The organism is Sporosarcina sp. CAU 1771 (assembly GCF_054482775.1).
In genome coordinates, this window is record NZ_JBTLRN010000001.1 from 507,435 (window position 1) to 532,167 (window position 24,733).

At 40.9% G+C, this 24,733-nt stretch carries 21 protein-coding genes; all 21 read left to right on the forward strand.

The genetic code is table 11. The annotated features are described in order from the left end of the window. Positions 1-103: 103 nt before the first annotated feature. Entirely contained in the window at positions 104-1,393 is a 1,290-nt protein-coding gene (gene yfmF / locus ACXYMX_RS02535) for an EF-P 5-aminopentanol modification-associated protein YfmF (RefSeq protein WP_459042640.1), read from the forward strand. Next, complete coding sequence (gene yfmH / locus ACXYMX_RS02540) at positions 1,380-2,678, forward strand: EF-P 5-aminopentanol modification-associated protein YfmH (protein WP_459042641.1); 1,299 nt, start codon at positions 1,380-1,382, stop codon at positions 2,676-2,678. Before yfmF ends, yfmH begins: the two co-directional genes overlap by 14 nt. Then, positions 2,675-3,409, forward strand: a complete 735-nt coding sequence (ymfI, locus tag ACXYMX_RS02545; RefSeq protein WP_459042642.1) for an elongation factor P 5-aminopentanone reductase — start codon at positions 2,675-2,677, stop codon at positions 3,407-3,409. The genes yfmH and ymfI overlap by 4 nt, the downstream gene beginning before the upstream one ends. A 115-nt stretch (positions 3,410-3,524) precedes the next feature. Further along, entirely contained in the window at positions 3,525-4,325 is an 801-nt protein-coding gene (locus ACXYMX_RS02550; protein ID WP_459042643.1) for a DUF3388 domain-containing protein, read from the forward strand. Between the two features lie 16 nt (positions 4,326-4,341). Further along, positions 4,342-5,217 (forward strand): RodZ domain-containing protein, encoded by an 876-nt coding sequence (locus ACXYMX_RS02555; RefSeq protein WP_459042644.1) that lies wholly within the window; start codon positions 4,342-4,344, stop codon positions 5,215-5,217. A gap of 49 nt (positions 5,218-5,266) precedes the next feature. After that, a complete protein-coding gene (pgsA, locus tag ACXYMX_RS02560; protein WP_459042645.1) occupies positions 5,267-5,845 on the forward strand; it encodes a CDP-diacylglycerol--glycerol-3-phosphate 3-phosphatidyltransferase in 579 nt (192 codons plus the stop codon). A 14-nt stretch (positions 5,846-5,859) separates the two neighbouring features. Then, positions 5,860-7,113 carry a competence/damage-inducible protein A gene (locus ACXYMX_RS02565; RefSeq protein ID WP_459042646.1) on the forward strand — a complete coding sequence of 418 codons (1,254 nt, stop codon included), beginning with the start codon at positions 5,860-5,862 and terminating at the stop codon, positions 7,111-7,113. Positions 7,114-7,410: 297 nt separating this feature from the next. Beyond that, positions 7,411-8,472, forward strand: a complete 1,062-nt coding sequence (gene recA, locus ACXYMX_RS02570; RefSeq protein WP_459042647.1) for a recombinase RecA — start codon at positions 7,411-7,413, stop codon at positions 8,470-8,472. Positions 8,473-8,763: 291 nt separating this feature from the next. Then, complete coding sequence (gene rny, locus ACXYMX_RS02575; RefSeq protein WP_459042648.1) at positions 8,764-10,320, forward strand: ribonuclease Y; 1,557 nt, start codon at positions 8,764-8,766, stop codon at positions 10,318-10,320. Between the two features lie 62 nt (positions 10,321-10,382). Then, positions 10,383-11,180 carry a TIGR00282 family metallophosphoesterase gene (locus ACXYMX_RS02580; protein ID WP_459042649.1) on the forward strand — a complete coding sequence of 266 codons (798 nt, stop codon included), beginning with the start codon at positions 10,383-10,385 and terminating at the stop codon, positions 11,178-11,180. Positions 11,181-11,263: 83 nt separating this feature from the next. Beyond that, a complete protein-coding gene (locus ACXYMX_RS02585) occupies positions 11,264-11,533 on the forward strand; it encodes a stage V sporulation protein S (RefSeq protein ID WP_459042650.1) in 270 nt (89 codons plus the stop codon). 320 nt (positions 11,534-11,853) lie between these two features. Further along, complete coding sequence (miaB, locus tag ACXYMX_RS02590) at positions 11,854-13,404, forward strand: tRNA (N6-isopentenyl adenosine(37)-C2)-methylthiotransferase MiaB (RefSeq protein ID WP_459042651.1); 1,551 nt, start codon at positions 11,854-11,856, stop codon at positions 13,402-13,404. After that, positions 13,404-13,835 carry a RicAFT regulatory complex protein RicA family protein gene (locus tag ACXYMX_RS02595; RefSeq protein WP_459042652.1) on the forward strand — a complete coding sequence of 144 codons (432 nt, stop codon included), beginning with the start codon at positions 13,404-13,406 and terminating at the stop codon, positions 13,833-13,835. The genes miaB and ACXYMX_RS02595 overlap by 1 nt, the downstream gene beginning before the upstream one ends. A gap of 100 nt (positions 13,836-13,935) precedes the next feature. Next, a complete protein-coding gene (gene cotE / locus ACXYMX_RS02600; protein ID WP_459042679.1) occupies positions 13,936-14,532 on the forward strand; it encodes an outer spore coat protein CotE in 597 nt (198 codons plus the stop codon). Between the two features lie 138 nt (positions 14,533-14,670). Next, positions 14,671-17,229 carry a DNA mismatch repair protein MutS gene (gene mutS / locus ACXYMX_RS02605; RefSeq protein ID WP_459042653.1) on the forward strand — a complete coding sequence of 853 codons (2,559 nt, stop codon included), beginning with the start codon at positions 14,671-14,673 and terminating at the stop codon, positions 17,227-17,229. Between the two features lie 5 nt (positions 17,230-17,234). Further along, the gene (gene mutL, locus ACXYMX_RS02610; protein WP_459042654.1) at positions 17,235-19,031 is read left to right on the forward strand and encodes a DNA mismatch repair endonuclease MutL; all 1,797 of its coding nucleotides are present in this window, start codon (positions 17,235-17,237) and stop codon (positions 19,029-19,031) included. 14 nt (positions 19,032-19,045) lie between these two features. Further along, positions 19,046-20,539: a glycerol kinase GlpK gene (gene glpK, locus ACXYMX_RS02615; RefSeq protein ID WP_459042655.1), complete on the forward strand. Its 1,494-nt coding sequence runs from the start codon at positions 19,046-19,048 to the stop codon at positions 20,537-20,539. Positions 20,540-20,794: 255 nt separating this feature from the next. Beyond that, positions 20,795-22,444, forward strand: a complete 1,650-nt coding sequence (locus tag ACXYMX_RS02620) for a glycerol-3-phosphate dehydrogenase/oxidase (RefSeq protein ID WP_459042656.1) — start codon at positions 20,795-20,797, stop codon at positions 22,442-22,444. Further along, positions 22,441-23,355 (forward strand): alpha/beta fold hydrolase, encoded by a 915-nt coding sequence (locus ACXYMX_RS02625; RefSeq protein ID WP_459042657.1) that lies wholly within the window; start codon positions 22,441-22,443, stop codon positions 23,353-23,355. Before ACXYMX_RS02620 ends, ACXYMX_RS02625 begins: the two co-directional genes overlap by 4 nt. After that, the gene (gene miaA, locus ACXYMX_RS02630) at positions 23,337-24,284 is read left to right on the forward strand and encodes a tRNA (adenosine(37)-N6)-dimethylallyltransferase MiaA (protein WP_459042658.1); all 948 of its coding nucleotides are present in this window, start codon (positions 23,337-23,339) and stop codon (positions 24,282-24,284) included. The genes ACXYMX_RS02625 and miaA overlap by 19 nt, the downstream gene beginning before the upstream one ends. Positions 24,285-24,343: 59 nt before the next feature. Then, a complete protein-coding gene (gene hfq, locus ACXYMX_RS02635) occupies positions 24,344-24,568 on the forward strand; it encodes an RNA chaperone Hfq (protein WP_459042659.1) in 225 nt (74 codons plus the stop codon). Positions 24,569-24,733 lie beyond the last annotated feature (165 nt).

The window sequence follows — 24,733 nt, forward strand, 5'->3', positions numbered from 1 at the left end:
CTTTATAATACTTGAATTTCTATCGGTTTATTTGCTTACATCTACAAATGAAATGTATAGTGAAGTTAGGAAATCGCATATTAACAAAAACAGAGGTGTTTAGATGTTTAAGAAAACGAAGATACAAGAAGGCGTTACGCTTTATTCAAGAAAATCTGATCAGTTTAAAACAGTTAACTTTTCGATCAAATGGAAAAGTGCTTTAAATCAAAAGTCGTCTGCTGCACGAGCAGTTCTCGCAAATATACTCGAAGAGTCGAATGGTAAATACCGCACACAAAGTGCATTACGGAATGCATTGGATGAACTTTATGGAACGGTATTATTTACGGATGTTACCAAAAGAGGCAACACGCATATTACATCGTTACATGTGGAATGTGTAAATGATGAATATTTAAGTGAAGCAAGTGTCCTTAATGAGGTCATGGAATTAATCCGAACAACCGTTTTTGAACCGAACTTAGAAGATGGACAATTCAACGCAACGATTTTGGAACGCGAAAAAAAATCAGTGATTGAGCGAATACGTTCTCAGTATGATGACAAGACAAGATATGCTCAACAACGTATGCTTGAAATCTTCAGGCCGAATAGTGCGGCGTCAGCACCTTCTTATGGAAACGAAGAAGATGTTGCTGGTTTAACAATCGGCGATATGATGTCCACATATGAAACAATGATGAATGAAGACCAAATTGACTTATATGTGGTAGGAAATATTGATGAGGAAAAAATGATTCAAAAATTGGGCGAAGTATTGAGTTTTGGAGCACGCAACATTTCAGTCGTTGACACAGCGAAAGCGCAGCCAGTTACATCAGAAACCAATGTGAAACGTGTACGTGAGAAACAAGACATGAAACAAGGAAAACTGCATTTAGGATACAGTACTCCTGTGACGTTAACGCATCCTGATTATGCGAAAATGCAAGTGACAAATGGTGTTTTTGGTGGTTTTGCTCATAGTAAGTTATTCATGAATGTCCGTGAAAAGGAAAGTATGGCCTATTATGCGTCCAGTTCTTATTCTTCTCATTATGGTCTTGTTTATGTAATCGCTGGTATCGATGCGGAATTAGAAGAAAAAGCTGTCCAGTTAATTTCTGAACAACTAAAGGCATTACAAAATGGTGAGATCACGGATTTAGAACTCAATCAAACAAAAGCACTCTTAGCAAATGGCATAAAAAGTGCATTTGATTCAGCAAAAGGACAAATTGAAGTATATGACCAGTTTAAAGAATTGGACGAAAATTTCACTGCAGAGCAATTAATCGCTAATTGGGAAGTCGTTACGAAAGAGGACGTTCAACGTATGGCATCCGAAATCAATTTAGAAATTGTCTATTTGCTATCAGGGAAAGAGGCGGCAAGCAATGAAAAAGATTGAATTTAAAAATTTACAAGAAACCTTATATAACGAGAAACTATCGAACGGGCTAGACGTCTATATATTACCGAAGCGGGGTTTTTCTAAAACATTTGTAACTTTTACAACAAAGTATGGTTCAATCGATCGTACATTCATCCCTCGTGGGAAGGAAGAAGCTGTAACGGTTCCGGATGGAATTGCTCATTTTCTTGAACATAAAATGTTCGAAAAAGAAGATGGAGATGTATTTCAGGAATTTGGTGTACAAGGTGCTTCTGCGAATGCATTTACTGCATTTACGAGAACGGCCTATCTGTTTTCAGCAACGGATATGCTTTATGAAAACACGAAAACACTGCTGAATTTTGTTCAAGAACCTTATTTTACGGAACAGACCGTAAATAAAGAAAAAGGTATTATTGCCCAGGAAATTACGATGTATGATGATTTACCAGATTGGCGTCTCTATTTCGGAGCGATTGAAAACTTGTTCCATGAACATCCTGTAAAAATTGATATTGCTGGGACAGTTGAGTCCATCCAAGAAATCACTGCAGAACATCTATATGAATGCTATGAAACGTTTTACCATCCTTCAAATATGGTGCTATTTGTTGTTGGAGCAGTTAATCCAGAAGAAATGATGGAATTCATCAAGAAGAATCAAGATGAAAAGTCATTTAATGAACCTGCTGAAATTATCCGGCACTTTCCAAGTGAACCAACGGATGCAGCATTTAAAGAACGTTCTTTAACAATGGACGTTTCAAAACCAAAAGTCAGCATCGGCATGAAATGTGTGAAGACAGATGTCGAGGGTGAAGAAATGCTAATGCAGGAACTTGCAGCGGGTCTTGTCCTTGATGTCTTGTTCGGTAGGTCGTCGGAGTTTTATACGAAGGCCTATGCAGACGGCTTGATTGATGAATCCTTTTCATATGATTTTACACTGGAAAATGGTTTTGGTTTTGCAATTATCGTATCTGATACAGATAAGCCAAAAGAATTTGAAAAGGCAGTTCGTGAAACGATACGTGAGAATGTTCTTTCTTGGACAATCACCGATGCAGATTTAGACCGCATGCTTAAAAAGAAAATCGGTCAATTTATGCGTTCATTAAATTCACCGGAATTCATTGCGAATCAATTTATTCGTTATACGTTTAATAACATGAATTTATTTGACGTAGTCCCAGTACTTGAAAAGATGACGCTTGAAGATTTGAAAGAAGCATTTCACACATTTAGTGATGAAAAAGGACATACATTATTTACAGTTGTCCCCGCAGAAAAAACAGAATGACGGATCGCGGTTACTGTGTCGTTCTCGGGTCGTCAGGTGAAATTGGAAACGGAATCTGTCGGTCACTTGCGGAGGATGGATGGCCGCTTTATCTACATTATAATGAAAATGCTAGCTCGGCGTTGCACTTGCAAGAAGAATTACAGGCAGCTTATCCTCAGTTAGATTTTCAGCTCGTTCAGGCCGATTTTAGCACTGAGGATGGGGCTGAAATCCTTGCTCGACAAACGAAACAGGTGCGCGCAGTTGTTGTTGCGAATGGACAATCGATGTCTAAATTATTGACCGATACTACAGCGAACGATATGAATGCTCTTTGGAATGTTCATATGCAAAATCCGGCACTCTATATCGGTCACATTTCGTCGCAACTTCGGAAGCTTACAACATCTTATGTGGTCTATATAGGTTCGATATGGGGTAACACAGGTGCGGCGGGGGAAGTCATGTATTCCGCCGTCAAAGGTGCACAGCATGCGTTTGTAAAAGCGTATGCAAAAGAGGCTGCATATTCAGGAACAAGAGTGAATGGAATTGCCCCTGGATGGATTGATACGCGTATGAATAGCGAAGTACCAGAAGATGAACGCCAATTGGTCATGAATGAAATCCCTTTAATGTCTTTAGGAACCCCATCTGACGTGGGAAACATTGTGAAATTCCTTTTAAGTGGGAACGCGGACTATATAACGGGTGAAATCCTGAAGGTAAATGGTGGCTGGTATATTTAAAATGGGCTTGAATGTCTAATGAAATATGAATCATTTACCTCTATTCCTTTTCTTAATGCCTTATATCCGTTATTATAAATAGTAAGTTATCTTTACTGGAAGGGGTATGTGTCGAATGGGTGAATGGTACTGTGAGTATGAAGTCCAAGTAAACCGTCCCGGTCTTCTCGGAGATATTGCATCGCTATTGGGTATGTTGCGCGTGAATATTGTTACAATTAACGGAGTTGCAAATGGACATCGAGGTATGTTGTTAACCGCCGAAGACGATGACCAAATAGCTCGTTTTGAATTGATTGCATCGACAATGGAAACGATTGAAATTAAGAAAATTCGAACGCCTAAACTGATGGATATATTAGCTGTCAGACATGGACGCTATATCCAACGTGATTCAGACGAAAAGAATACATTTCGATTTCTACGTAGTGAACTCGGTATACTTGTTGATTTTATGGCAGAGTTGTTTAAACAAGATGGCCATAAGCTAATTGGAATTAGAGGAATGCCCCGTGTCGGAAAAACAGAGTCTGTTGTAGCGGCAAGCGTTTGTGCAAATAAAAAGTGGATTTTTCTTTCGTCTACTATGATTAAACAAACGGTTCGGAATACGCTCGCAGGAGATGAGTTTTCGGAGAATAATATTTTTATTCTAGACGGAATTGTTTCACGTAGAGCTGAAGATGAACGCCATTTGCAATTAGTACGTGAAATGATGCGACTTCCATCGATTAAAGTAGTCGAGCATCCTGATATTTTTGTACAGCATTCTGAATACGACATTAAAGATTTTGATTATATAATTGAATTGCGAACAACCCCGGATCAAGAAATTACATACGAGGTTTTGGAGAAGAATCACATGATGTCCGATCGCGGTGGATCTATGGGCGGATTCGATATATTTAACTTTTGATAGGCAGGTGTTTTAGGTGTCCGGACTGGGTGACCGCCTTAAAGAGGCGAGAGTAGCTAAAGGTTACACGTTGGAAGATTTACAGTCAATAACGAAAATACAAAAAAGGTATCTTTCAGGTATTGAGAACGAAGATTATAGCATGATGCCCGGTTCCTTTTATGTACGTGCGTTTATTAAACAATATTCTGAGGCCGTAGAGCTTGATGCCGAAGAAATGCTTTCATTATATAGGGAAAGTACACCGAAGTCTGAACTGGAAGAAAAAGAGAGTCAACTCGTTCAGCCAATGGTAAATAGAAGAACGATGCCGAGAAGAAATAGTCAATTTGCTCAACTAATGCCGAAAATTACTGTGGCACTGTTCATAATTGTTATTATCTTTGTTGTTTACTTCTTAATTAAACATAATGCATCTACGCAGGCCCCGATTAACGATGTCGGAGAACAACAACCAATCACTGTTCAAGACGGTACCCAACCTGATGGGGAAACTCCAGAAGTATCTACGGATGAGAAGGAACCAGTTGATGAGGAACCGGTAACAGAAGAAGTTCCTGAAAAACTTGAACAACAGCTTTCTCATTTAGAAGTGAATGGTCAAACATCGACGTATACATTGGAAGGTGCAGATCGCTTTACCCTTGAAATTCGTACCACAGGGGATTCTTGGATTGGTGTTTTGGACGGAGCTCAAAAAGAACGAATGACTCCAAATGCACGTGGAATGAAGGCTGGAGAAACAGTAGAACTTGATGTTTCTGATACAGATGAAGTACGAGTACGAGTAGGGTATTCACCTGAAGTTGCAATTTACGTCAATGGTGAATTACTAGAATATGTGTCAGAGCTTACTACACAAACAATCGTCATCAAATATATGAAAGAATAATAGTCATCTCACTAGATGACTATTTTCTTTGAAAGGAAAGGTGTTAACATTGAACTTACCGAATAAAATAACCGTATTTCGTGTACTACTAATTCCCGTCTTCATGTTATTCATGCTTGTTGATTTTGGTTGGGGGACAACTACTTTTTTAGGGACAGAATTAGGAATAGGCCATCTTATTGGAGGACTTATTTTCATATTTGCTTCAGCAACAGATTGGCTTGATGGCTATATTGCCCGAAAATACAATTTAGTGACGAATATGGGCAAGTTTCTTGATCCACTTGCGGACAAGTTACTTGTTTCAGCTGCATTAATTATTTTAGTTGAAATAGAATCAGCACCATCGTGGATCGTTATTGTGATTATAAGCCGTGAATTTGCAGTTACAGGACTTCGATTGATTCTTGCAGGAGGTGGCGAAGTCGTAGCGGCAAATCAGTTAGGAAAACTTAAAACGGTTGCACAAATTATTGCGATTTCATCATTGCTCCTAAACAACATTGTTTTTGAGTCTATGGGGATCCCATTTGGTTTAATAATGCTTTATATCGCACTTATCTTTACAGTTTGGTCTGGTGTGGATTACTTTTATAAAAACAGAAAAATACTTGTTGAATCTATGTAAGGGGATGTCTTTGAATGAAAGCAGAAATTATTGCGGTAGGGTCAGAGCTTTTACTTGGACAAATTATGAATACGAATGCAAAATTTATTTCTTCAAGGCTAGCCGAAGTAGGAATTGATGTTTACTACCATACAGTAGTAGGGGACAATCCTTCGCGTTTGGATGAAGTAATTTCGATAGCTAAAAAACGTGCAGATGTACTTATTTTTACAGGTGGACTTGGACCGACGAAAGACGATCTAACAAAAGAAACAATTGCTAAGCAAATTGGAGCTACGCTCGTGAGTGATGGCGTTGCTCTTGACTATATTGAACAGTACTTTAAACGAACAGGTCGTACCATGTCCGAGAACAATAAGAAGCAAGCGCTCGTTTTCGAAGGTTCTACAGTTTTAGCGAACCGAACAGGAATGGCACCGGGAATGGCTGTTGAACAACAGGACGTTCAATACATCTTATTGCCAGGACCACCTCATGAAATGGAACCGATGTTTACCGATGAGGTTGTACCGTATTTACTTGGTGTCATTGGAAAACAAGAAGTAATTACTTCGAGGGTGTTAAAGTTTTATGGAATCGGTGAAGCAGAACTTGAATTCCGAATTCAGGATTTACTGGAGAAACAAACAAATCCTACAATTGCTCCACTTGCAACCGCTGAGGCTGTGACACTTCGAATAACGGCGAAAGCAAACTCAGAGTCGGAGGCAAATGAACTTATCGATCCAGTTGAAAAAGAACTTCGTTCAATTGTGGGCGGCTTCATTTACGGAACTGATGGGGATACACTGTCATCCAAAGCTGCGGAGTTACTTAAGAAGCATCATTTAACGATCGCTGCTGCTGAAAGTCTAACAGCAGGTCTCTTTATGGGAGAACTTGCAGATGAACCAGGGATTAGTGAAGCATTAGTAGGTGGCGTCGTTGTTTATAATAATGAAATGAAAGAAAAACAACTTGGAGTAAAGCCGGAATTACTTGCCGATTATGGGGTTGTAAGTTCGGAGTGCGCAATCGCGCTCGCGACAGGTGTAATGCAAAAAATGGATTCGAGCATCGGAATAGGTATTACAGGGGCAGCAGGACCAGATCCTCATGACGGGAAACCTGTTGGAACAGTGTGGATAGGTGTGGCAATGCCAAACGAGGAACCAGTAGCTTATAAACTCACACTTTCTGGCTTACGAAATACGAATCGAGTTCGCTCGGCGAAGTTTGCACTTTATTATTTGATTAAGCATTTAAATACGTTCGATGCTCAAAATTAAATTATAGTGCTCTATTCTCAATTAAAATCTATAATTGCCTCTTATTCTCACTTGAAAAGGAGAATTCAAAAAAAGAGTCGAATAAACGTTCGTTTTTTAGTTGAATACTTCTCAATAAAGGAGTATAGTAGAGACAGTAAGAAAAGCGCAAGCGCCCGTTTAGTCTGCGAAGGAAATAGGGGAATCCACAGAAGTCGCTCTTTGACTTTTGGGGAATCCGTCTTTTCCACAGTAGGCTGGACGCTGGAGACTAGACAGTAAGAAAAACAGAACGTTATTTTGAGGGAGGAAATGCATTTGAAGGACCGTAAAGCGGCACTTGACATGGCATTAAAGCAAATTGAGAAGCAATTTGGTAAAGGTTCTATTATGAAATTGGGAGAAAAAACAGGTGTAGCTGTGTCGACAGTATCGAGCGGCTCGTTAGCACTTGATATAGCACTAGGAGTAGGCGGCTATCCACGTGGTCGTGTTGTTGAAATCTATGGTCCTGAAAGTTCGGGTAAAACAACAGTTTCACTTCACGCAATCGCAGCTGCACAGGCAGCCGGCGGAACAGCCGCATTTATAGATGCAGAGCATGCGCTTGACCCTGAGTATGCAAAAAGACTTGGCGTAAATATAGACGAGCTTCTTCTTTCACAACCGGATACAGGTGAACAAGCACTTGAAATCTGTGAAGCGCTCGTTCGAAGTGGAGCAGTCGATATTGTAGTTATTGACTCCGTTGCTGCACTTGTACCAAAGGCAGAAATTGAAGGCGAGATGGGTGCATCCCACGTTGGTCTTCAAGCTCGACTTATGTCCCAAGCGCTTCGTAAATTATCGGGCGCGATTAATAAATCACATACGAATGCGGTTTTCATTAACCAAATCCGTGAAAAAGTTGGCGTTATGTTTGGTAACCCAGAAGTGACTCCTGGTGGACGGGCGTTAAAATTCTATGCATCTGTTCGCATTGATGTACGCCGCGGAGAAGCAATTAAAGATGGTAATGACATTGTTGGAAACAAAACGAGAATTCGTGTTGTCAAAAATAAAGTTGCACCACCATTCAAATTAGCTGAGGTTGACATCATGTACGGATTTGGAATTTCTCAAGAAGGAGAAATTCTAGATTTAGGTACAGAAGCAGAAGTTATCCAACGTAGTGGATCATGGTATTCCTATGAAGGCGAACGTCTTGGACAAGGACGTGAAAATTCCAAACAATTCCTTGCTGACAATCCGAAAATTCGAATGGAAATCGATCAGAAAATTCGTGCATCTTACGGCTTAACTGGTGAAGCGGTTGTTGTGGATGGACATGATGTAGATGATGAAGAAGAACTAAAGCTAATTCTTGAAGAAGAAAAATAAAAAGTATACACCCGATTCTACCTTAATTGAGGTAGAATCGGTTTTTTCATTAAAACGAACGTACATGAATTAAAAATACCATGAAATGTGAGGAGCTATAGTGCGAATTCAAATACCCTTATAGAAAGACAGTACTTGTGAAACCTTGACATAGCATTTTTACATAGATACAATTAAGTTGTATATTTGTACATTCATTATGAATTGATATGAATCGAATTAGGCAGTATGTTGAACGTTAATGTACAAGCCGACTGAAAATGAAAAGAATAGCAGGAGGAGGTGACTTGGATGTTTGAAATTATCATCTCCGCTTTGCTCGGCTTCATCGTCGGTGCTCTTGTTATCTATGTTGTTAATAAAAAAGTGAATGATTCAAAAGTGACGGGTGCCAAACACTCGGCTGAAACGATCGTCGAAGAGGCGAAGCGGGAAGCAGAAGCCATGAAAAGAGAGGCACTGCTAGAAGCGAAAGATGAAACTCACACACTGAGAATTGAAGCGGAATCAGAAATCCGGGAGCGACGAGCTGAACTGCAAAAGCAGGAAAATCGTCATTTGCAACGGGAAGAAAATCTGGATCGCAAAGAAAATTCGCTTAACAAAAGAGAAGCGGGTCTTGAGCGTAAAGAAGAAGCGCTTACCGAAAGACAACAGCAAATTGAACAGATGGAACGCAAAGCGGAAGAACTTGTTGCTGTCCAACAGACAGAACTTGAAAGAATATCTTCACTAACGCGAGAAGAGGGAAAACAACTCATCTTAAGCGAAGTGGAAAAAGAACTAGCTACAGACATTGCTGTAATGACGAAGGAATCCGAATTGCAAGCGAAAGAAGAGTCAGACAAAAAAGCGCGTGAAATACTATCCATCGCACTTCAACGTTTCGCTGCAGACCATGTTGCCGAGACTACCGTATCCGTTGTTAATTTACCGAATGACGAGATGAAGGGTCGAATTATCGGTCGGGAAGGTCGTAACATCCGGACACTTGAAACCCTGACAGGTATTGATTTAATTATTGATGACACGCCAGAAGCGGTAATTCTTTCAGGCTTTGATCCAGTACGTCGTGAAACAGCGCGATTGGCACTTGAGAAGCTTGTACAGGATGGACGAATCCACCCAGCTCGAATTGAAGAAATGGTAGACAAGTCAAGAAGAGAAGTGGACGAGCTAATCCGTGAAACGGGTGAGCAAACAACATTTGATATTGGCATTCATAATCTACACCCAGATTTAATTAAAATTATTGGTAGATTGCGTTTCCGTACAAGTTACGGACAAAACGTACTGAAACACTCAACAGAAGTTGCATACCTAACGGGTCTTTTAGCGGCTGAGCTAGGAGAAGACGTTACACTAGCAAGACGAGCAGGTTTACTTCATGACATTGGGAAAGCAATTGACCACGAAGTTGAAGGAAGCCACGTTGAAATTGGTGTTGAATTGGCAACGAAGTACAAAGAACACCCAGTTGTCATAAATAGTATCGCATCTCACCACGGAGACACAGAAGCAACTTCAGTTATCGCTGTTCTTGTGGCAGCAGCAGATGCACTATCTGCGGCTCGACCAGGTGCACGAAGCGAAACACTTGAAAACTACATTCGTAGGTTGCAAAAACTGGAAGAAATTTCAGAGTCTTATGATGGCGTTGAAAAATCGTTTGCCATCCAAGCCGGACGTGAAGTTCGAATTATTGTACGACCAGATCAGATCGACGATATTACAGCGCATCGACTCGCGCGAGACATTCGCAAACGAATCGAAGAAGAGCTTGATTATCCAGGTCACATAAAAGTAACAGTCATTCGAGAAACTCGAGCGGTTGAATACGCAAAATAAAAAAAGGGGCTTCCGTGCACTTCGCTCTGGGAGCCTTTTTTCTATTCTAAGGGAGAATACTAATGAAAATATTATTTATTGGCGATATTGTAGGGTCACCCGGTCGGGATATGGTGTATCGTTATTTACCTCGTTTAAAGAGAAAGTATAATCCTGATGTTGTTATTGCAAACGGAGAAAATGCAGCATCTGGAAGAGGAATTACAAAAGCAATTTTTGATGATTTGCTTCGAGCAGGTGTCGATGTAGTTACAATGGGCAATCATACGTGGGATCAAAAAGAAATATACGACTTCATCGATGAAACGGATTACCTCATTCGTCCAGCTAACTTTTCAGATGAAGCTCCGGGTAAAGGTATGACTACCATTTCAAAAAATGGAGTTACACTCTCTGTCATTAATTTGCACGGGAGAACTTTCTTACCGCCACATGATGATCCATTTAAAAAAGTAGATGAATTAATCGCAGAAGCGAAGGAAGTATCTCCACTTATTTTCGTTGATTTTCACGCCGAAGCAACGAGTGAGAAGATTGCGATGGGTTGGCATCTAGACGGGAGGGCATCAGTGGTCGTAGGAACGCACACTCATGTCCAAACGGCGGATGATCGAATATTGCCGGGTGGAACAGCCTATTTAACAGATGCGGGTATGACGGGGCCATACGATGAGATTCTTGGAATGAAAAAAGAAGACGTCTTGTATCGCTTTAAAACAAATTTGCCAGTTCGATTTGAAGTACCCAAACAAGGACGCACACAATTGAACGGATTGTTTACTGAATTGGAAGATGGAACTGGAAAAGCACTCTCTGTAGAACGTGTTTCCATAAATGATGATCGACCATTTGAAAATTAAGTTGCGTCTAAACGATTCCGACTTCTCATAGGATGGTCTAGGGACATATCTGTTCCACAGACATCCGAAAATAAGGAGGAAAAATGGTGAATCCATTGAAAGTATCATCACGCTCTAATCCAAATTCAGTTGCTGGCGCACTTGTCGCAGTCATTCGGGAGCAAGGGTACGCTGAAATGCAAGCAGTAGGAGCAGGTGCGCTGAACCAAGCGGTAAAAGCAATAGCCATCGCACGTGGATTTGTAGCTCCAAGTGGATCAGATTTGACATGTGCACCCGCATTTACCGATATTGAGATTAACGGTGAAGGAAGGACCGCATTGAAACTGTTAGTTCAAAAGACGACTCGCTAAATTTTGGGGAGTACGAATAAAGATTGAACCACGGGAGATTTTAGATTCCCGTGGTTTTCTGTCGCTAAAAAATTATTCATACTTGCTAGTCTCCAGCGCCTAGCTCGCTATGGAAAAGATAAAATTCCCGAAAGTCAAAGAGCAACTTCTGTGAATTATCCTATTCTCTTCGCGAGCTCCCAGGCGCTTCCGCTTTTCTAGATAAGTGTGACAAATCACCGACAAAAGACGCACTTCTTGTACAGTCGAGCTTGAGTTCAGTATAATAAATGTAGGTATGTTACTATTCCCGAAAGAGTGTAGGAAAGGGGAGCTTTTATATGAATGAAGAACAACGCCTAAATGCAGGCTTAATAAAGCCGGATCTTAAAAAGTCGGCAGCAAAAGAAGAAAAAGATTACAGTCATTATTTTGAGACTGTTTATACGCCGCCATCCTTAAGGAAAGCGCAAAAACGTGGTCAAGAAGAAGTTGCCTATCACGATGACTTTGAAATTGAAGAACGATTTGTTGGTATGGGTAAAGGGCGAAAGTTTTTCATTCGGACGTATGGTTGTCAGATGAACGAACACGATACAGAAGTAATGGCTGGAATTTTTATGGGCCTTGGTTATGAACCGACAGACACAGTTGAAGATGCCAACATCATTTTATTGAACACATGTGCAATTCGCGAAAATGCGGAAAACAAGGTGTTTGGAGAACTTGGACATCTCAAACCTCTAAAACAAAGAAATCCAGATATTCTTATTGGAGTTTGTGGGTGTATGTCCCAGGAAGAATCTGTAGTAAATAAGATTTTGAAAACGTATGACCAAGTGGATATGATTTTTGGTACGCACAACATTCACAGGCTCCCGAACATATTGCATGAAGCGTATATGTCGAAAGAAATGGTTATCGAAGTGTGGTCAAAAGAGGGCGATATTATTGAAAACCTTCCGAAAGTCCGCCACGGAAATATTAAAGCTTGGGTAAATATTATGTACGGCTGTGACAAGTTTTGTACATACTGCATAGTTCCGTACACGCGTGGTAAGGAACGGAGCAGAAGACCTGCGGATATCATTCAAGAAATTCGTCAGCTCGCTGCACAAGGATATAGAGAAATTACGTTGCTTGGACAGAACGTAAATGCCTACGGAAAAGATTTTGAGGATCTCGAGTACGGTTTAGGTGAATTAATGAGCGATTTACGCAAGATTGATATTGCGCGTGTGCGTTTCACAACGAGTCATCCGCGTGATTTCGATGATTATCTTATCGAAGTGCTTGCTAAAGGTGGCAATCTTGTTGAGCACATTCACCTTCCAGTTCAGTCGGGTTCAACATCAATGCTGAAAATTATGGGACGCATTTACACACGAGAAGAGTTCTTAACACTCGTAGGTAAGATAAAAGAGGCGATTCCGGGTGTTGCGTTAACAACAGATATTATTGTCGGATTCCCAAATGAAACGGATGAACAATTTGAAGAAACGCTTTCTTTATATAAAGAAGTTGGATTTGAAACAGCCTTTACGTACATCTATTCACCGCGTGATGGTACACCAGCCGCGAAGATGAAAGACAACATTCCGATGGAAGTGAAGAAAGAACGCCTTCAAATATTAAACAAGCTTGTGAATGAGTATTCTGCCGCAGCGATGCAAAAGTATGATGGTCAAATCGTTGAGGTCCTTGTCGAAGGTGCAAGTAAGAGAAATACCGAAGTGCTTGCAGGTTATACGCGTACAAGTAAGCTAGTAAACTTCAAGGCACCAGAATCTGTTATTGGGCGTCTTGTGAACGTAAGAATTACCGCGGCTAAAACGTGGTCGCTTGACGGCGAATTTATCGGAGTCGTAGAAAATAAAGAGGTGACTGTATAATGGAAAAGAAGTATACAAAAGATGAAATCATCGCAACTGCAAATGAAATTGCACATATGATAGCAAATACAGAGCAAGTTGAGTTTTTCAAACGTGCAGAAGAACAAATTAACAATAATAAAAAAGTGCGTGAAAATATTGCAAGCTTGAAATCCTTACAAAAGCAAGCTGTTAATTTCCAACAATATGGTAAGGAAAAGGCCCTTTCGATTATTGAAGGTAAAATTGATGCAATTCAAGCTCAAATCGACGAGGTTCCAATTGTTCAAGAGTTTAAACAATCTCAAATGGAAGTGAACGACCTTCTTCAAATGGTGTCAACGACAATCGCTAACAAAGTGACAGACGAAATCATTAAATCGACTGATGGAGATGTCTTACGTGGCGAAACAGGTTCTTATGTAAAAAACACCACATATGAAAAACTATAAGAAATAGAACGAATCGGCGGAAAATTATTCTCGCCGATTTTTTCACTCTCTGGGCTCCTTTTGCATAAGATGAATTGAACCGTATGAAGGAGGAGTTAAGCTGAAAAATTTGCGTCAGATTGTTACGAAGGCAGTTATCGCCAAAGGAAAAAAGCGAACTGAGTCAAAAGAAACGTTAAGACCGCCAAACGGTCCAACTAGTATTCTCGGATGCTGGGTAATCAACCATACCCATCAAGCGAAGAAAAGTGGAAAACATATCGAAGTTACAGGGAAGTTCGATATTAACGTTTGGTATTCGCACCACGAACACTCAAAAACTTCCGTTTTCACAGAAACCGTGTCGTACAGGGAGAAAATTCGCTTGCACTACAGAGATGAACCAACATCGGGACATGAAGAAGTTATCGTCAGTGTGATTCAACATCCGAATTGTACAGAGGCTATTATTTCAGAGTGTGGCGAAAAGTTTGTCATTAGTGTTGAAAGAGAATTACTTGCGGAAGTCGTTGGAGAAACAAAAGTTGCTATTTCGATTCATCCTCATAATTTTGAAGAGGAATGGCCATATCGTGATGAATCTTCATCCAATCAACAGAGTGCACGGCACAATCATGAGCCGAGTAATGAACAAAAAAAAGCTCAAGAAGAAAGTAGCCAAAGTTCGAGGAAAGCAAAAGATTCTAGACCGTTTTAAGCCGGGAAATTTAACCGGCTTTTTTTAATTTATAGGAACGTGCAAATACATTCCAAAAAAAGTAACTAGGAGATTTCACACTTTTGGCAGTGTAATTTGGTATAATAAAGAAAATATAAACTGTAGTGAGGTTTAGAAATGACAACGTATACACCAATGATGCAACAATACATAAACGTAAAATCGAAACATGAAGATGCCTTCTTATTTTTTAGGCTAGGGGATTTCTATGAGCTTTTTTTCACAGACGCGATTGAAGCCTCTCAGATTCTTGAAATTACTTTGACGGCTCGTGACTCTGCAAGTAATAATCCAATTCCGATGTGCGGGGTTCCTTATCATGCGGCAGCTGGTTATATTGAAACACTCGTACAAAAAGGTCATAAAGTAGCTATTTGTGAACAAATTGAAGATCCACGAACTGCTGTTGGTATCGTAAAAAGAGATGTTGTTCGTATTGTTACACCGGGTACTCTTACGGAAGGAAAAAGTATCGATACAAACACCAATCACTTTATCGGCGCAGCCCATCGGATTACAGATGTAAATTATGCGCTTGCGTATTTAGATTTATCGACAGGAGAAGGGAAGGTGCAGTACGTTGAAGGGGACGAGCGTACGCTAATTTCTGAGATTGAATCGCTGGGGATAAAGGAAGTTGTTGTTGGTGAAAGCCTCCATATAGCACTAAGTGAAAGCTTAGCGAAGCGGAGCATTGTCCTTTCGATTGAGTACGGTAAGGAAGAATTAGAGCCGACGGAAAACGTTCCAAATGATGTAATGGAAGCTTGCACTAAACTTGTTTCTTATGTGAAAAGAACTCAGAAAACGGCTCTTGATCATATTCGTCCATTTGAATTTATTGAAAAGCAGGAGAAGTTATCAATCGATGCAAATTCGATGAGAAATCTAGAATTGGTTCAATCGATCCGAGACAGTACGAAAGAAGGCTCGCTTTACTGGATGCTCGACGAAACCGTAACTGCGATGGGGGCAAGGAAGTTGAAGATGTGGATCCATCAGCCCCTTGCAGAAATTAAAGCCATTGAAAAACGGCATGATATGGTATCTGAACTAATTGAAGAATTTTTCCTGAAAGATGAATTGAAAAACGCTTTGAAAGAAGTGTATGACTTGGAACGTTTGGCAGGTCGGATTTCGATGGGAAGTGCGGGTGGAAGAGACTTGGCGCAACTACGAAATTCGCTGCGGTGCGTACCAAATATCAAAACAGCGCTTGCCAATTCAAGACGCCCTTTGCTAGAGGCATTTGCCAAGCGAATCGATGTGTGTGAAGAACCAAGGCTGTTATTAGAAAACGCAATCGCTGAGAATCCGCCAATAAGTGTTAAGGAAGGCGGCGTCATTAAAGACGACTACGATGCGAAATTAGATGCGTACCGCGACGCGTCGAAAAACGGCAAGGATTGGCTCCTGCAATTGGAACAAGACGAGCGTACTCGAACCGGCATTCGAACACTCAAAATTGGATACAACCGTGTTTTCGGTTACTATATTGAAATCACGAAATCGAATATCCATTTAGCGGATTTGGAGCGCTATGAACGAAAACAAACCTTAGCGAATGCAGAGCGCTATATAACGCCTGAATTGAAAGAAAAAGAAGAGCTTATTTTAAATGCTGAATCACAAGGACTTGAACTCGAGTACACATTATTCAGTACGATCCGCGATTCTATGAAAACGCATATCCGACAAATTCAACACCTCGCATCGGTTCTGAGTGAGCTCGATGTATTGTTATCATTTGCAACGGTTTCAGAAAACCAAAATTACGTTAAACCTACATTCCACCAAGGGATTGCCCTTGAGATTAAAAATGGTAGACACCCTGTAGTTGAAAAGATGATGGATCATTCGTTGTATGTACCAAACAGTTGTAAATTAACAGACGAAGCGAATATGTTGTTAATTACTGGACCGAATATGTCCGGAAAAAGCACGTATATGCGCCAAGTCGCACTGATTGTTGTCATGGCGCAAATTGGCTGCTATGTACCTTGTGAAAGTGCTGTGCTTCCTGTTACGGATCAGATTTTCACACGAATTGGGGCAGCGGATGATTTAGCTTCCGGCCAGAGTACATTCATGATGGAAATGATGGAATCCCAACATGCGATCGCCAATGCAACTGAAAAGAGTTTGCTTCTGTTTGATGAAATTGGGCGAGGTACATCAACGTATGACGGAATGTCACTTGCACAAGCAATGATGGAGTACATTCATGATGAAATCGGTGCAAACACGTTGTTTTCAACACATTATCATGAATTAACGAATTTAGATGAAGAGTTAAGTCGTTTGGAAAATGTCCACGTAGCAGCGATGGAGCAGGACGGAAAAGTTGTCTTCTTACATAAAGTAATGAAAGGTGCTGCCGATAAGAGTTACGGTATTTATGTAGCAGACCTTGCAGGGCTTCCGACAACATTACTGGAACGGGCGAAAGAATTGCTCGACCAATTTGAAAGTGAGAAAGTGAACTCTGTTTCGTTGAACGAGCCTGAACAACTTGCATTTTTCGATCTTGAAAAATCCGAACACGATGCAATTTCTGAAGAAGAAAAAGATGTCCTACAAATGCTGAAAGAGTTAGATGTATTGAACATGACGCCTTTATCCGCATTACAAAACGTCTTTAATTTGAAAGAAAAGCTAGGGCAAGGGAAAGGTTGAAGGTTTTGAATATCATTAAAGTAATGGATGACTTATTATCCAATAAAATAGCGGCAGGAGAAGTCGTAGAACGCCCTTCTTCGATTGTTAAAGAACTCGTGGAAAATTCAATTGATGCAGATAGTACGAGAATCGAGATTACGATAGAAGAAGCGGGTCTTACGAAAATCCGAGTGACGGATAATGGGAAAGGGATGGGTGCCGAAGATGCCGTTCGAGCGTTTGAGCGACATGCCACGAGTAAAATCATGAATGAGCATGATTTGTTTCGAATCCGAACGCTCGGGTTTCGCGGTGAAGCACTTGCAAGTATCGCTTCTGTTTCGAAAATTCACCTCTGGACATCAGACGGAGAAACGTCTGGTACAGAAGTTCAGATTGATGGCGGGAAGCTCATTAAACATTCGAGTGCAGCCCTTCGAAAAGGAACGGACATTACGGTTTCTCAACTGTTTTACAATACACCTGCCCGCTTAAAATATATGAAAACGATTCAAACGGAGCTTGGCCATACGATTGGGTTAGTGAATCGACTTGCACTGAGTCATCCGAAGATCGCATTTAAATTGTCGCACGGAAGCCAAATCCATTTGCAAACTGCAGGAAATGGCGATCAACTTCGCGTGTTTTCAGATATTTACGGCATTACAATGGCGAAGAAAATGGTTTCGTTTAAAGGGGAAAGTGCGGATTACGAGGTTAGTGGCTATGTATCCCTACCAGAAATGACGCGGGCATCGAGAAATTACATGACGATTATGGTAAACGGCAGATGGGTGAAAAGTTATGCCATCGAAAAAACAATCATCGACGCATTGCATACATATTTGCCAATCGGCCGCTTTCCAATTGCAGTACTTAACATTATAGGCGACCCGATTCTTACGGACGTCAACGTTCATCCGTCAAAACAACAAATTCGGATGAGTAAAGAAGGAAATTTGCTTATACTCATTAAAGAAGCGGTAAGTTCAGCTATTCAAAAAAGCATCATTGTTCCAACAGCGATAAAAAAGGAAAAAGCAATCCGTCCGCATTCGGAACAAGTAAGCATATGGGAACGCCCAACTGTAACCCCTCAGCAACCTTCTCAGGCGATTGTTGATGAAGTGAATAGAGTTCCAGCGGAAAAGTATGTAGAACGCGCTGAGGTGGTTCATGAAGCACCAGCTGAAGCGCCATTCGTAGAAGTAGACGAGCCAAGCGAACCAGAAAAACGTTTTCCAACACTATTCCCAGTGGGACAAATCCATGGGACGTATATTGTTGCACAAAACGAGGACGGTTTTTTCATGATTGACCAGCACGCAGCTCAAGAAAGAATAAAATACGAATTTTTCAGAGATAAACTGAAAATAGCCGACAACGAAGAACGTCAATTATTGCTCATTCCACTTATGTTCCACTATTCTGCGGATGAAAAAGCAAAAATTGAAGAAAGCAGGAATCTTTTTCATGAAGTAGGCATTTATTTGGAAGAGTTTGGGCCTACATCGTATACTGTAAAAGAATTCCCATCTTGGTTTCCCCAAGGACAAGAGTCAGAGATTATTGAAGAAATCATAGAACAAGTCCTTCATACTCGAAAAATTGACATTGGGAAACTTCGTGAAGATGCAGCGATTATGATGAGTTGTAAAAAGTCGATTAAAGCGAACCATTACTTAACATCCAATGATATGGAACGCTTGCTCAACGACTTATCCGAAGCGGAGAATCCATTTACTTGCCCACATGGCAGACCGGTTTTAGTACATTTTACTACGTATGAAATAGAGAAAATGTTTAAACGCATAATGTGAAGGGAGTTTATTTTATGGGGAAATTTATACTTTCAATCGATCAGGGGACAACGAGTAGCCGGGCTATTCTTTTTAATAAAGCAGGTGAAATTGTTCATTCTGCCCAACGAGAATTTCAACAGATTTTTCCAAAACCTGGTTGGGTCGAGCATAACGCAAGTGAAATCTGGGGATCTGTACTTTCCGTGATCGCTTCGGTCCTCACGGAAAGTGGTCATCAGCCGACAGATATCGTTGGTATTGGAATAACGAACCAACGTGAAACAACCGTTGTATGGAATAAAAAAACAGGTCAACCGATTTATAACGCGATTGTTTGGCAATCTCGACAAACGCAGGAAATTGTAGACGAGTTGAGAGATGCGGGTCATGAGCAAATGATTCGTGAAAAAACAGGGCTCATTCTTGATCCATACTTTTCAGCAACAAAAGTTAAGTGGATTTTGGATCATGTCGAGGGGGCAAGAGAGCTTGCCGAGAGCGGTGAGTTACTATTTGGGACAATTGATTCGTTTCTGATTTGGAAACTGTCAGAGGGAGCTGTTCACGTTACAGATTACTCAAATGCTTCCCGGACGATGCTTTATAATATTGAAAAACTAGAATGGGATAAAGACTTGTGTGAGATTCTGAATATTCCGGAATCCATGTTACCAGAAGTGCGTCCTTCGTCGGAAATTTATACAAAAACAGATCCATCTGTATTTTTCGGGGCAGAAATTCCGATAGGTGGAGCCGCAGGGGATCAGCAAAGTGCACTTTTTGGCCAGGCATGTTTCCATAAAGGAATGGCGAAAAATACGTATGGAACAGGTTGTTTTGTTCTCTTAAATACGGGCGAGAAAATGGTGCGATCTGACAATGGCTTGCTTACGACAATTGCTTGGGGACTAGACGGTAAAGTAACCTATGCACTTGAAGGTAGTGTGTTCGTAGCAGGCTCAGCAATTCAGTGGCTCCGGGATGGCTTACGGATGATCAATAAGGCTTCGGATACTGAGGACTATACGAGTCGCATTGCTTCAACAGATGGCGTTTATGTCGTGCCTGCATTTGTTGGACTTGGAACACCTTATTGGGATTCGGATGCAAGGGGTGCTGTTTTCGGATTAACACGGGGAACAGAGAAGGAGCATTTCATCCGTGCAGTCGTCGAATCACTTGCCTATCAATCTAAAGATGTTTTACTAACGATGGAAAAAGATGCGGGAATGGAAATTGGCGTCTTACGAGTTGACGGAGGCGCAGTTTCGAATCATTTCTTAATGCAATTTCAAAGCGATGTACTTCAAGCGAATGTCGAGTTACCAAAATACCGTGAAACGACGGCACTCGGAGCAGCTTATTTAGCTGGACTTGCCACAGGGTTTTGGAAGTCGACGGAAGAGGTAGAGTCCTTGTGGGAAAAAGAGAAATCGTATTCTCCACAAATGGAGCAAGAGGAAAGCGAACGCCTTTACGCTGGGTGGAAAAAAGCGGTTGAAGCGGCACGTATTTTCAAACTATAAGCTCTGTTAAATAATAATATTGATAAAGCATATTACACAATCGTACTGTTGATTTCCGTTTCAGACGGACGCGTTCCGGAGGGCAGGCGGTGGACCAACCCGTTCGCTCCGCTCCCGTTGGTTGTTTCACCTGACCCGCTGTCCTCCCGGAGTCGCCGTCTTCCACTTCAATCAACTGGGAGTATACAAATACTTTACCAACTATTAACAGAGTTATTTAAGATAGCCAAATTATTAGAGAGAAGGATGAGACATATGATTTCAGCTGTATTAAGACCGAAAGTTAAAGAATTAGTAACGGACTATAAATTTGATTTACTAGTAATTGGTGGGGGAATTACAGGTGCAGGAATCGCTCTAGATGCTGCAACACGTGGACTCTCGGTTGCGCTTATCGAAATGCAGGACTTTGCAGCCGGTACGTCAAGTCGTTCAACGAAGCTAATTCATGGAGGACTGCGTTATTTAAAACAACTTGAAGTTAAAATTGTGGCCGAGACTGGACGAGAGCGTGACGTTGTTTACTCAAACGCACTTCATGTTACAGAACCCGAGAGGATGTTGTTACCTTTTCACAAAGGAGGCACATTCGGGAAATTCACAACATCTGCTGGTCTATTAGTGTATGACTTTCTTGCGGGCGTAAAAAAAGACGAACGTAGAGGGATGCTTTCTGCTGAGGAAACACTTGAAAAGGAACCTTTATTGAAAAGAGAAGGACTTCTAGGCGGCGGACATTACGTTGAGTACCGTACAGATGACGCTCGTTTAACAATTGAAACGATGAAAAAAGCGGCCGATAAAGGTGCGCTTTGTCTTAATTATATTAAAGCCGAAGAATTCGTTTATGAAGACGGAAAAGTAATTGGTGTACGCGCAAAAGATATGCTTAACGGTGAAGAATTGACAATTCACGCAAGCGCGGTCGTCAACGCAACAGGCCCTTGGGTAGATGAAGTACGCGGTAAAGATGAAGTTTCAAATAATAAACGACTGCGTTTAACAAAAGGTGTTCATATTGTTATTGACAGATCGGTTTTCCCACTTCAACAAGCGGTCTACTTTGACTCGCCAGATAAACGAATGATTTTTGCGATTCCTCGAGGTGAAAAAGCCTACATAGGAACAACGGATACAATTTTCGATGCGGATAGCTTGAATCCTACTGCGACAGAAGAAGACCTAGAGTATTTATTAGGTACAGTTCATCACATGTTTCCAGAAGTAAAGTTAACTCGTGCGGATATTGAATCTACATGGGCAGGTGTTCGACCACTCATTTATGAAGATGGCAAAGATCCATCAGAAATCTCCCGAAAAGATGAAATCTGGGAAGCGAGCACGGGGTTAATAACGATTGCAGGCGGTAAATTAACTGGGTACCGCAAAATGGCAGAAACGGTGTTGGATCGTGTAGTTAAAAGGCTAGGTCAGAAATCATACGGTCCTTGTGTTACGGAACATTTGAAATTGTCCGGCGGCGAGTTTAGAGACATGGAGCATTTTGAGTCGTTTGTAGAGAGTAAAGGATCAGATGCGCAATTATTCCGATTTAGTGTAGAAGAAGGAAAGCGTCTAGCTTCGTTTTATGGAACGAATGTGGATAAAATATTTACGATTGCACACTCTTTACACAGGCAGGAGAACAATGAGTTGCCACTGTCATTAATGGCAGAAGTAGTTTACTCGATTCATAATGAGCTTACGATGACCCCATCCGATTTCTTTATTCGAAGAACCGGAGCACTTTATTTTGATATTGCCCTTGTAGAAAAGTATAAAGAGGTAGTGACAAAGTTTATGGGAGAACTTCTTTCTTATACAGACGAGCAGGAAAGAACCTACTTGGAAGAAATCGAAAACCATATTGCAGAAGCAAAGGTAAAGGAGAAGACACCTCAGTGAGAGAATTGACACTTAACATGTCGGATGGCTTCTTACTTCATGGGTTCATTGTACGACCGGAGGGAAATCCTGTAGGTCATGTCCATATATTGCATGGAATGGCGGAGCATAGTGGAAGATACGTTCAATTTACACAAAATCTTGTGAAAAATGGCTATATCGTTTCTGGCCATGACCATCGTGGGCACGGTAAAACGTCGGAACTCAATGGGACGAAAGGGTATTTTGCTGAGAAAAATGGCTTTAACCGTGTTGTTGAAGATGCCTTCAAAGTGATGGCTCAACTAAAAGAGGAGAATCCTTCTCCGAAGTTTATTCTTTTTGGTCATAGTATGGGTTCGTTCATTGGTCGTCGATTGATTCAAAAACATGGTGAAATTATTGACCTAGCCGTTTTTTCTGGAACAGGCGGTGATCCGGGCATTTCTCGACAAGGTGGGAAAGCAGCGGCGTATCTAATGGGTAAATCAAAAGGATTTGATCAGCCAAACGAGTTTTTAGATTCGCTCGTATTTGGTAGTTTTAATAAAAAAATCAAAAACCCAGCAACGAAGTTTGATTGGCTATCCAATGATCCTCTTGCAGTTGCATCGTATATGCACGATGAAAATTGTGGCTTTATAGCGACGACGCAGTTTTTTGCGGATTTGTTTGAAGGACTTGGAATCATTCATAAGAAAAGTGAGATTGCAAAAATCCCAACAACGTTACCTATCCTTTTGTTTTCCGGAGCGATGGATCCTGTCGGTGAGTACGGAAAAGCGATTTGGAAAGTAGCAAAAGGGTACACCGATGCGGGAATTGAAGACGTAACGGTGCTGCTCTATGAAAATGGAAGACATGAATTATTGAATGATACGAAAAGTGAAGAAGTTACGGAGGCAATACTCGATTGGATAAAAAAGAGATAGAACACTACCCTGAAGTCATAGCCATCGTTGGTCCTACGGCATCTGGGAAAACCGCTATTAGTGTTGAATTGGCGAAAAAAATCAGTGGAGAAATCATTAATGGCGATGCCATGCAAGTATATAAGGGGCTTGATATTGGAACGGCAAAAATAAAGCCTGAAGAGATGGATAGCATTCCGCATCATCTATTTGATACGAAATCACCCACAGAATCTTTTTCCGTCGCTGAATATCAATCTGAAGTACGGAAGTGGATAAAGGACATTCAAGACCGCGGGAAGACCCCGATTATTGTTGGGGGAACCGGATTGTATGTGCAGTCGGTCCTTTATGACTTTCGGTTTACAGAAGAACTTTCGGATCCGAAAGTTCGTGAGAGGCTTGAGCATGAGTTGGAGGAGAAGGGTTCTACGTACTTGTATGAACGACTTCAACAAGCAGATCCAGTTGGTGCTGAAAAAATTCATCCAAACAATCATCGCCGTCTTGTTCGTGCACTTGAAATAATTGAAATTACAGGTGAAACGAAATCGAATCATGAACAAAATGTTGGAAACAATGCTCTGTATAAACACTTAATCATTGGGCTAGAAGTAGAGCGTGAACTTTTGTACGAACGTATAGGGGTTCGTGTGGACCAAATGATGGACCAAGGCTTGTTGGAAGAAGTAGAAGGTCTATGGAATAGTGGGATTCGCCAAGTGCAATCTGTGCAAGCAATAGGCTACAAAGAACTCTACCAACATATTGAAGGAACTCTGACGCTAGAAGAGTCTGTTGAATTAATTAAGAAAAACACTCGGAACTATGCGAAAAGACAAATGACCTATTTTCGAAATAAGTTAGATATTTCTTGGTTGGACCCAACTGTAGGTACCGAAGCATTGTTAATAAGTATTTTGAAAATTATGAAGGATTTTCCTCGTTGAAAGCGAATGGTATAAAGGGAGCAGTATAAATATAGTTGGCCAACAGGAGGAATTTGCAAATGAAACAAGGGAACATGCAAGATGTATTTTTAAATGGGTTACGAAAAAATAGTACGTTCGTAACAGTCTTCTTATTAAATGGGTTTCAATTAAAAGGACTTATTAAATCGTATGATAATTATACGGTACTTCTTGAAACAGATGGAAGGCAAAACCTCATTTATAAACATGCGATTTCAACATTTGTTCCGTCTAAAAATGTAGAAATTAATACTGGGGAATAAAAAAGAGCGGGGATTTTCAAAGAGGCCACTGAAAACATACTAAGATTAGTAGTGTAGACCAAGGCATTGGTTTGCACTACTATTTTTTTGTATAGTAGAGGTGAAGAATAGACCGAATTGGACTTTGGATCTCGAATCCGTACTGAAAACTGGTCTACTTCACCA

Bases quoted from the DNA above. Each gene is read 5' to 3' on its own strand.
- yfmF (WP_459042640.1), top strand. From the start codon at position 104: ATGTTTAAGAAAACGAAGATACAAGAAGGCGTTACGCTTTATTCAAGA.
- yfmH (WP_459042641.1), top strand. From the start codon at position 1,380: ATGAAAAAGATTGAATTTAAAAATTTACAAGAAACCTTATATAACGAG.
- ymfI (WP_459042642.1), top strand. From the start codon at position 2,675: ATGACGGATCGCGGTTACTGTGTCGTTCTCGGGTCGTCAGGTGAAATT.
- ACXYMX_RS02550 (WP_459042643.1), top strand. From the start codon at position 3,525: ATGGGTGAATGGTACTGTGAGTATGAAGTCCAAGTAAACCGTCCCGGT.
- ACXYMX_RS02565 (WP_459042646.1), top strand. From the start codon at position 5,860: ATGAAAGCAGAAATTATTGCGGTAGGGTCAGAGCTTTTACTTGGACAA.
- rny (WP_459042648.1), top strand. From the start codon at position 8,764: ATGTTTGAAATTATCATCTCCGCTTTGCTCGGCTTCATCGTCGGTGCT.
- ACXYMX_RS02580 (WP_459042649.1), top strand. From the start codon at position 10,383: ATGAAAATATTATTTATTGGCGATATTGTAGGGTCACCCGGTCGGGAT.
- ACXYMX_RS02585 (WP_459042650.1), top strand. From the start codon at position 11,264: ATGGTGAATCCATTGAAAGTATCATCACGCTCTAATCCAAATTCAGTT.
- miaB (WP_459042651.1), top strand. From the start codon at position 11,854: ATGAATGAAGAACAACGCCTAAATGCAGGCTTAATAAAGCCGGATCTT.
- ACXYMX_RS02595 (WP_459042652.1), top strand. From the start codon at position 13,404: ATGGAAAAGAAGTATACAAAAGATGAAATCATCGCAACTGCAAATGAA.
- mutS (WP_459042653.1), top strand. From the start codon at position 14,671: ATGACAACGTATACACCAATGATGCAACAATACATAAACGTAAAATCG.
- glpK (WP_459042655.1), top strand. From the start codon at position 19,046: ATGGGGAAATTTATACTTTCAATCGATCAGGGGACAACGAGTAGCCGG.
- ACXYMX_RS02620 (WP_459042656.1), top strand. From the start codon at position 20,795: ATGATTTCAGCTGTATTAAGACCGAAAGTTAAAGAATTAGTAACGGAC.
- hfq (WP_459042659.1), top strand. From the start codon at position 24,344: ATGAAACAAGGGAACATGCAAGATGTATTTTTAAATGGGTTACGAAAA.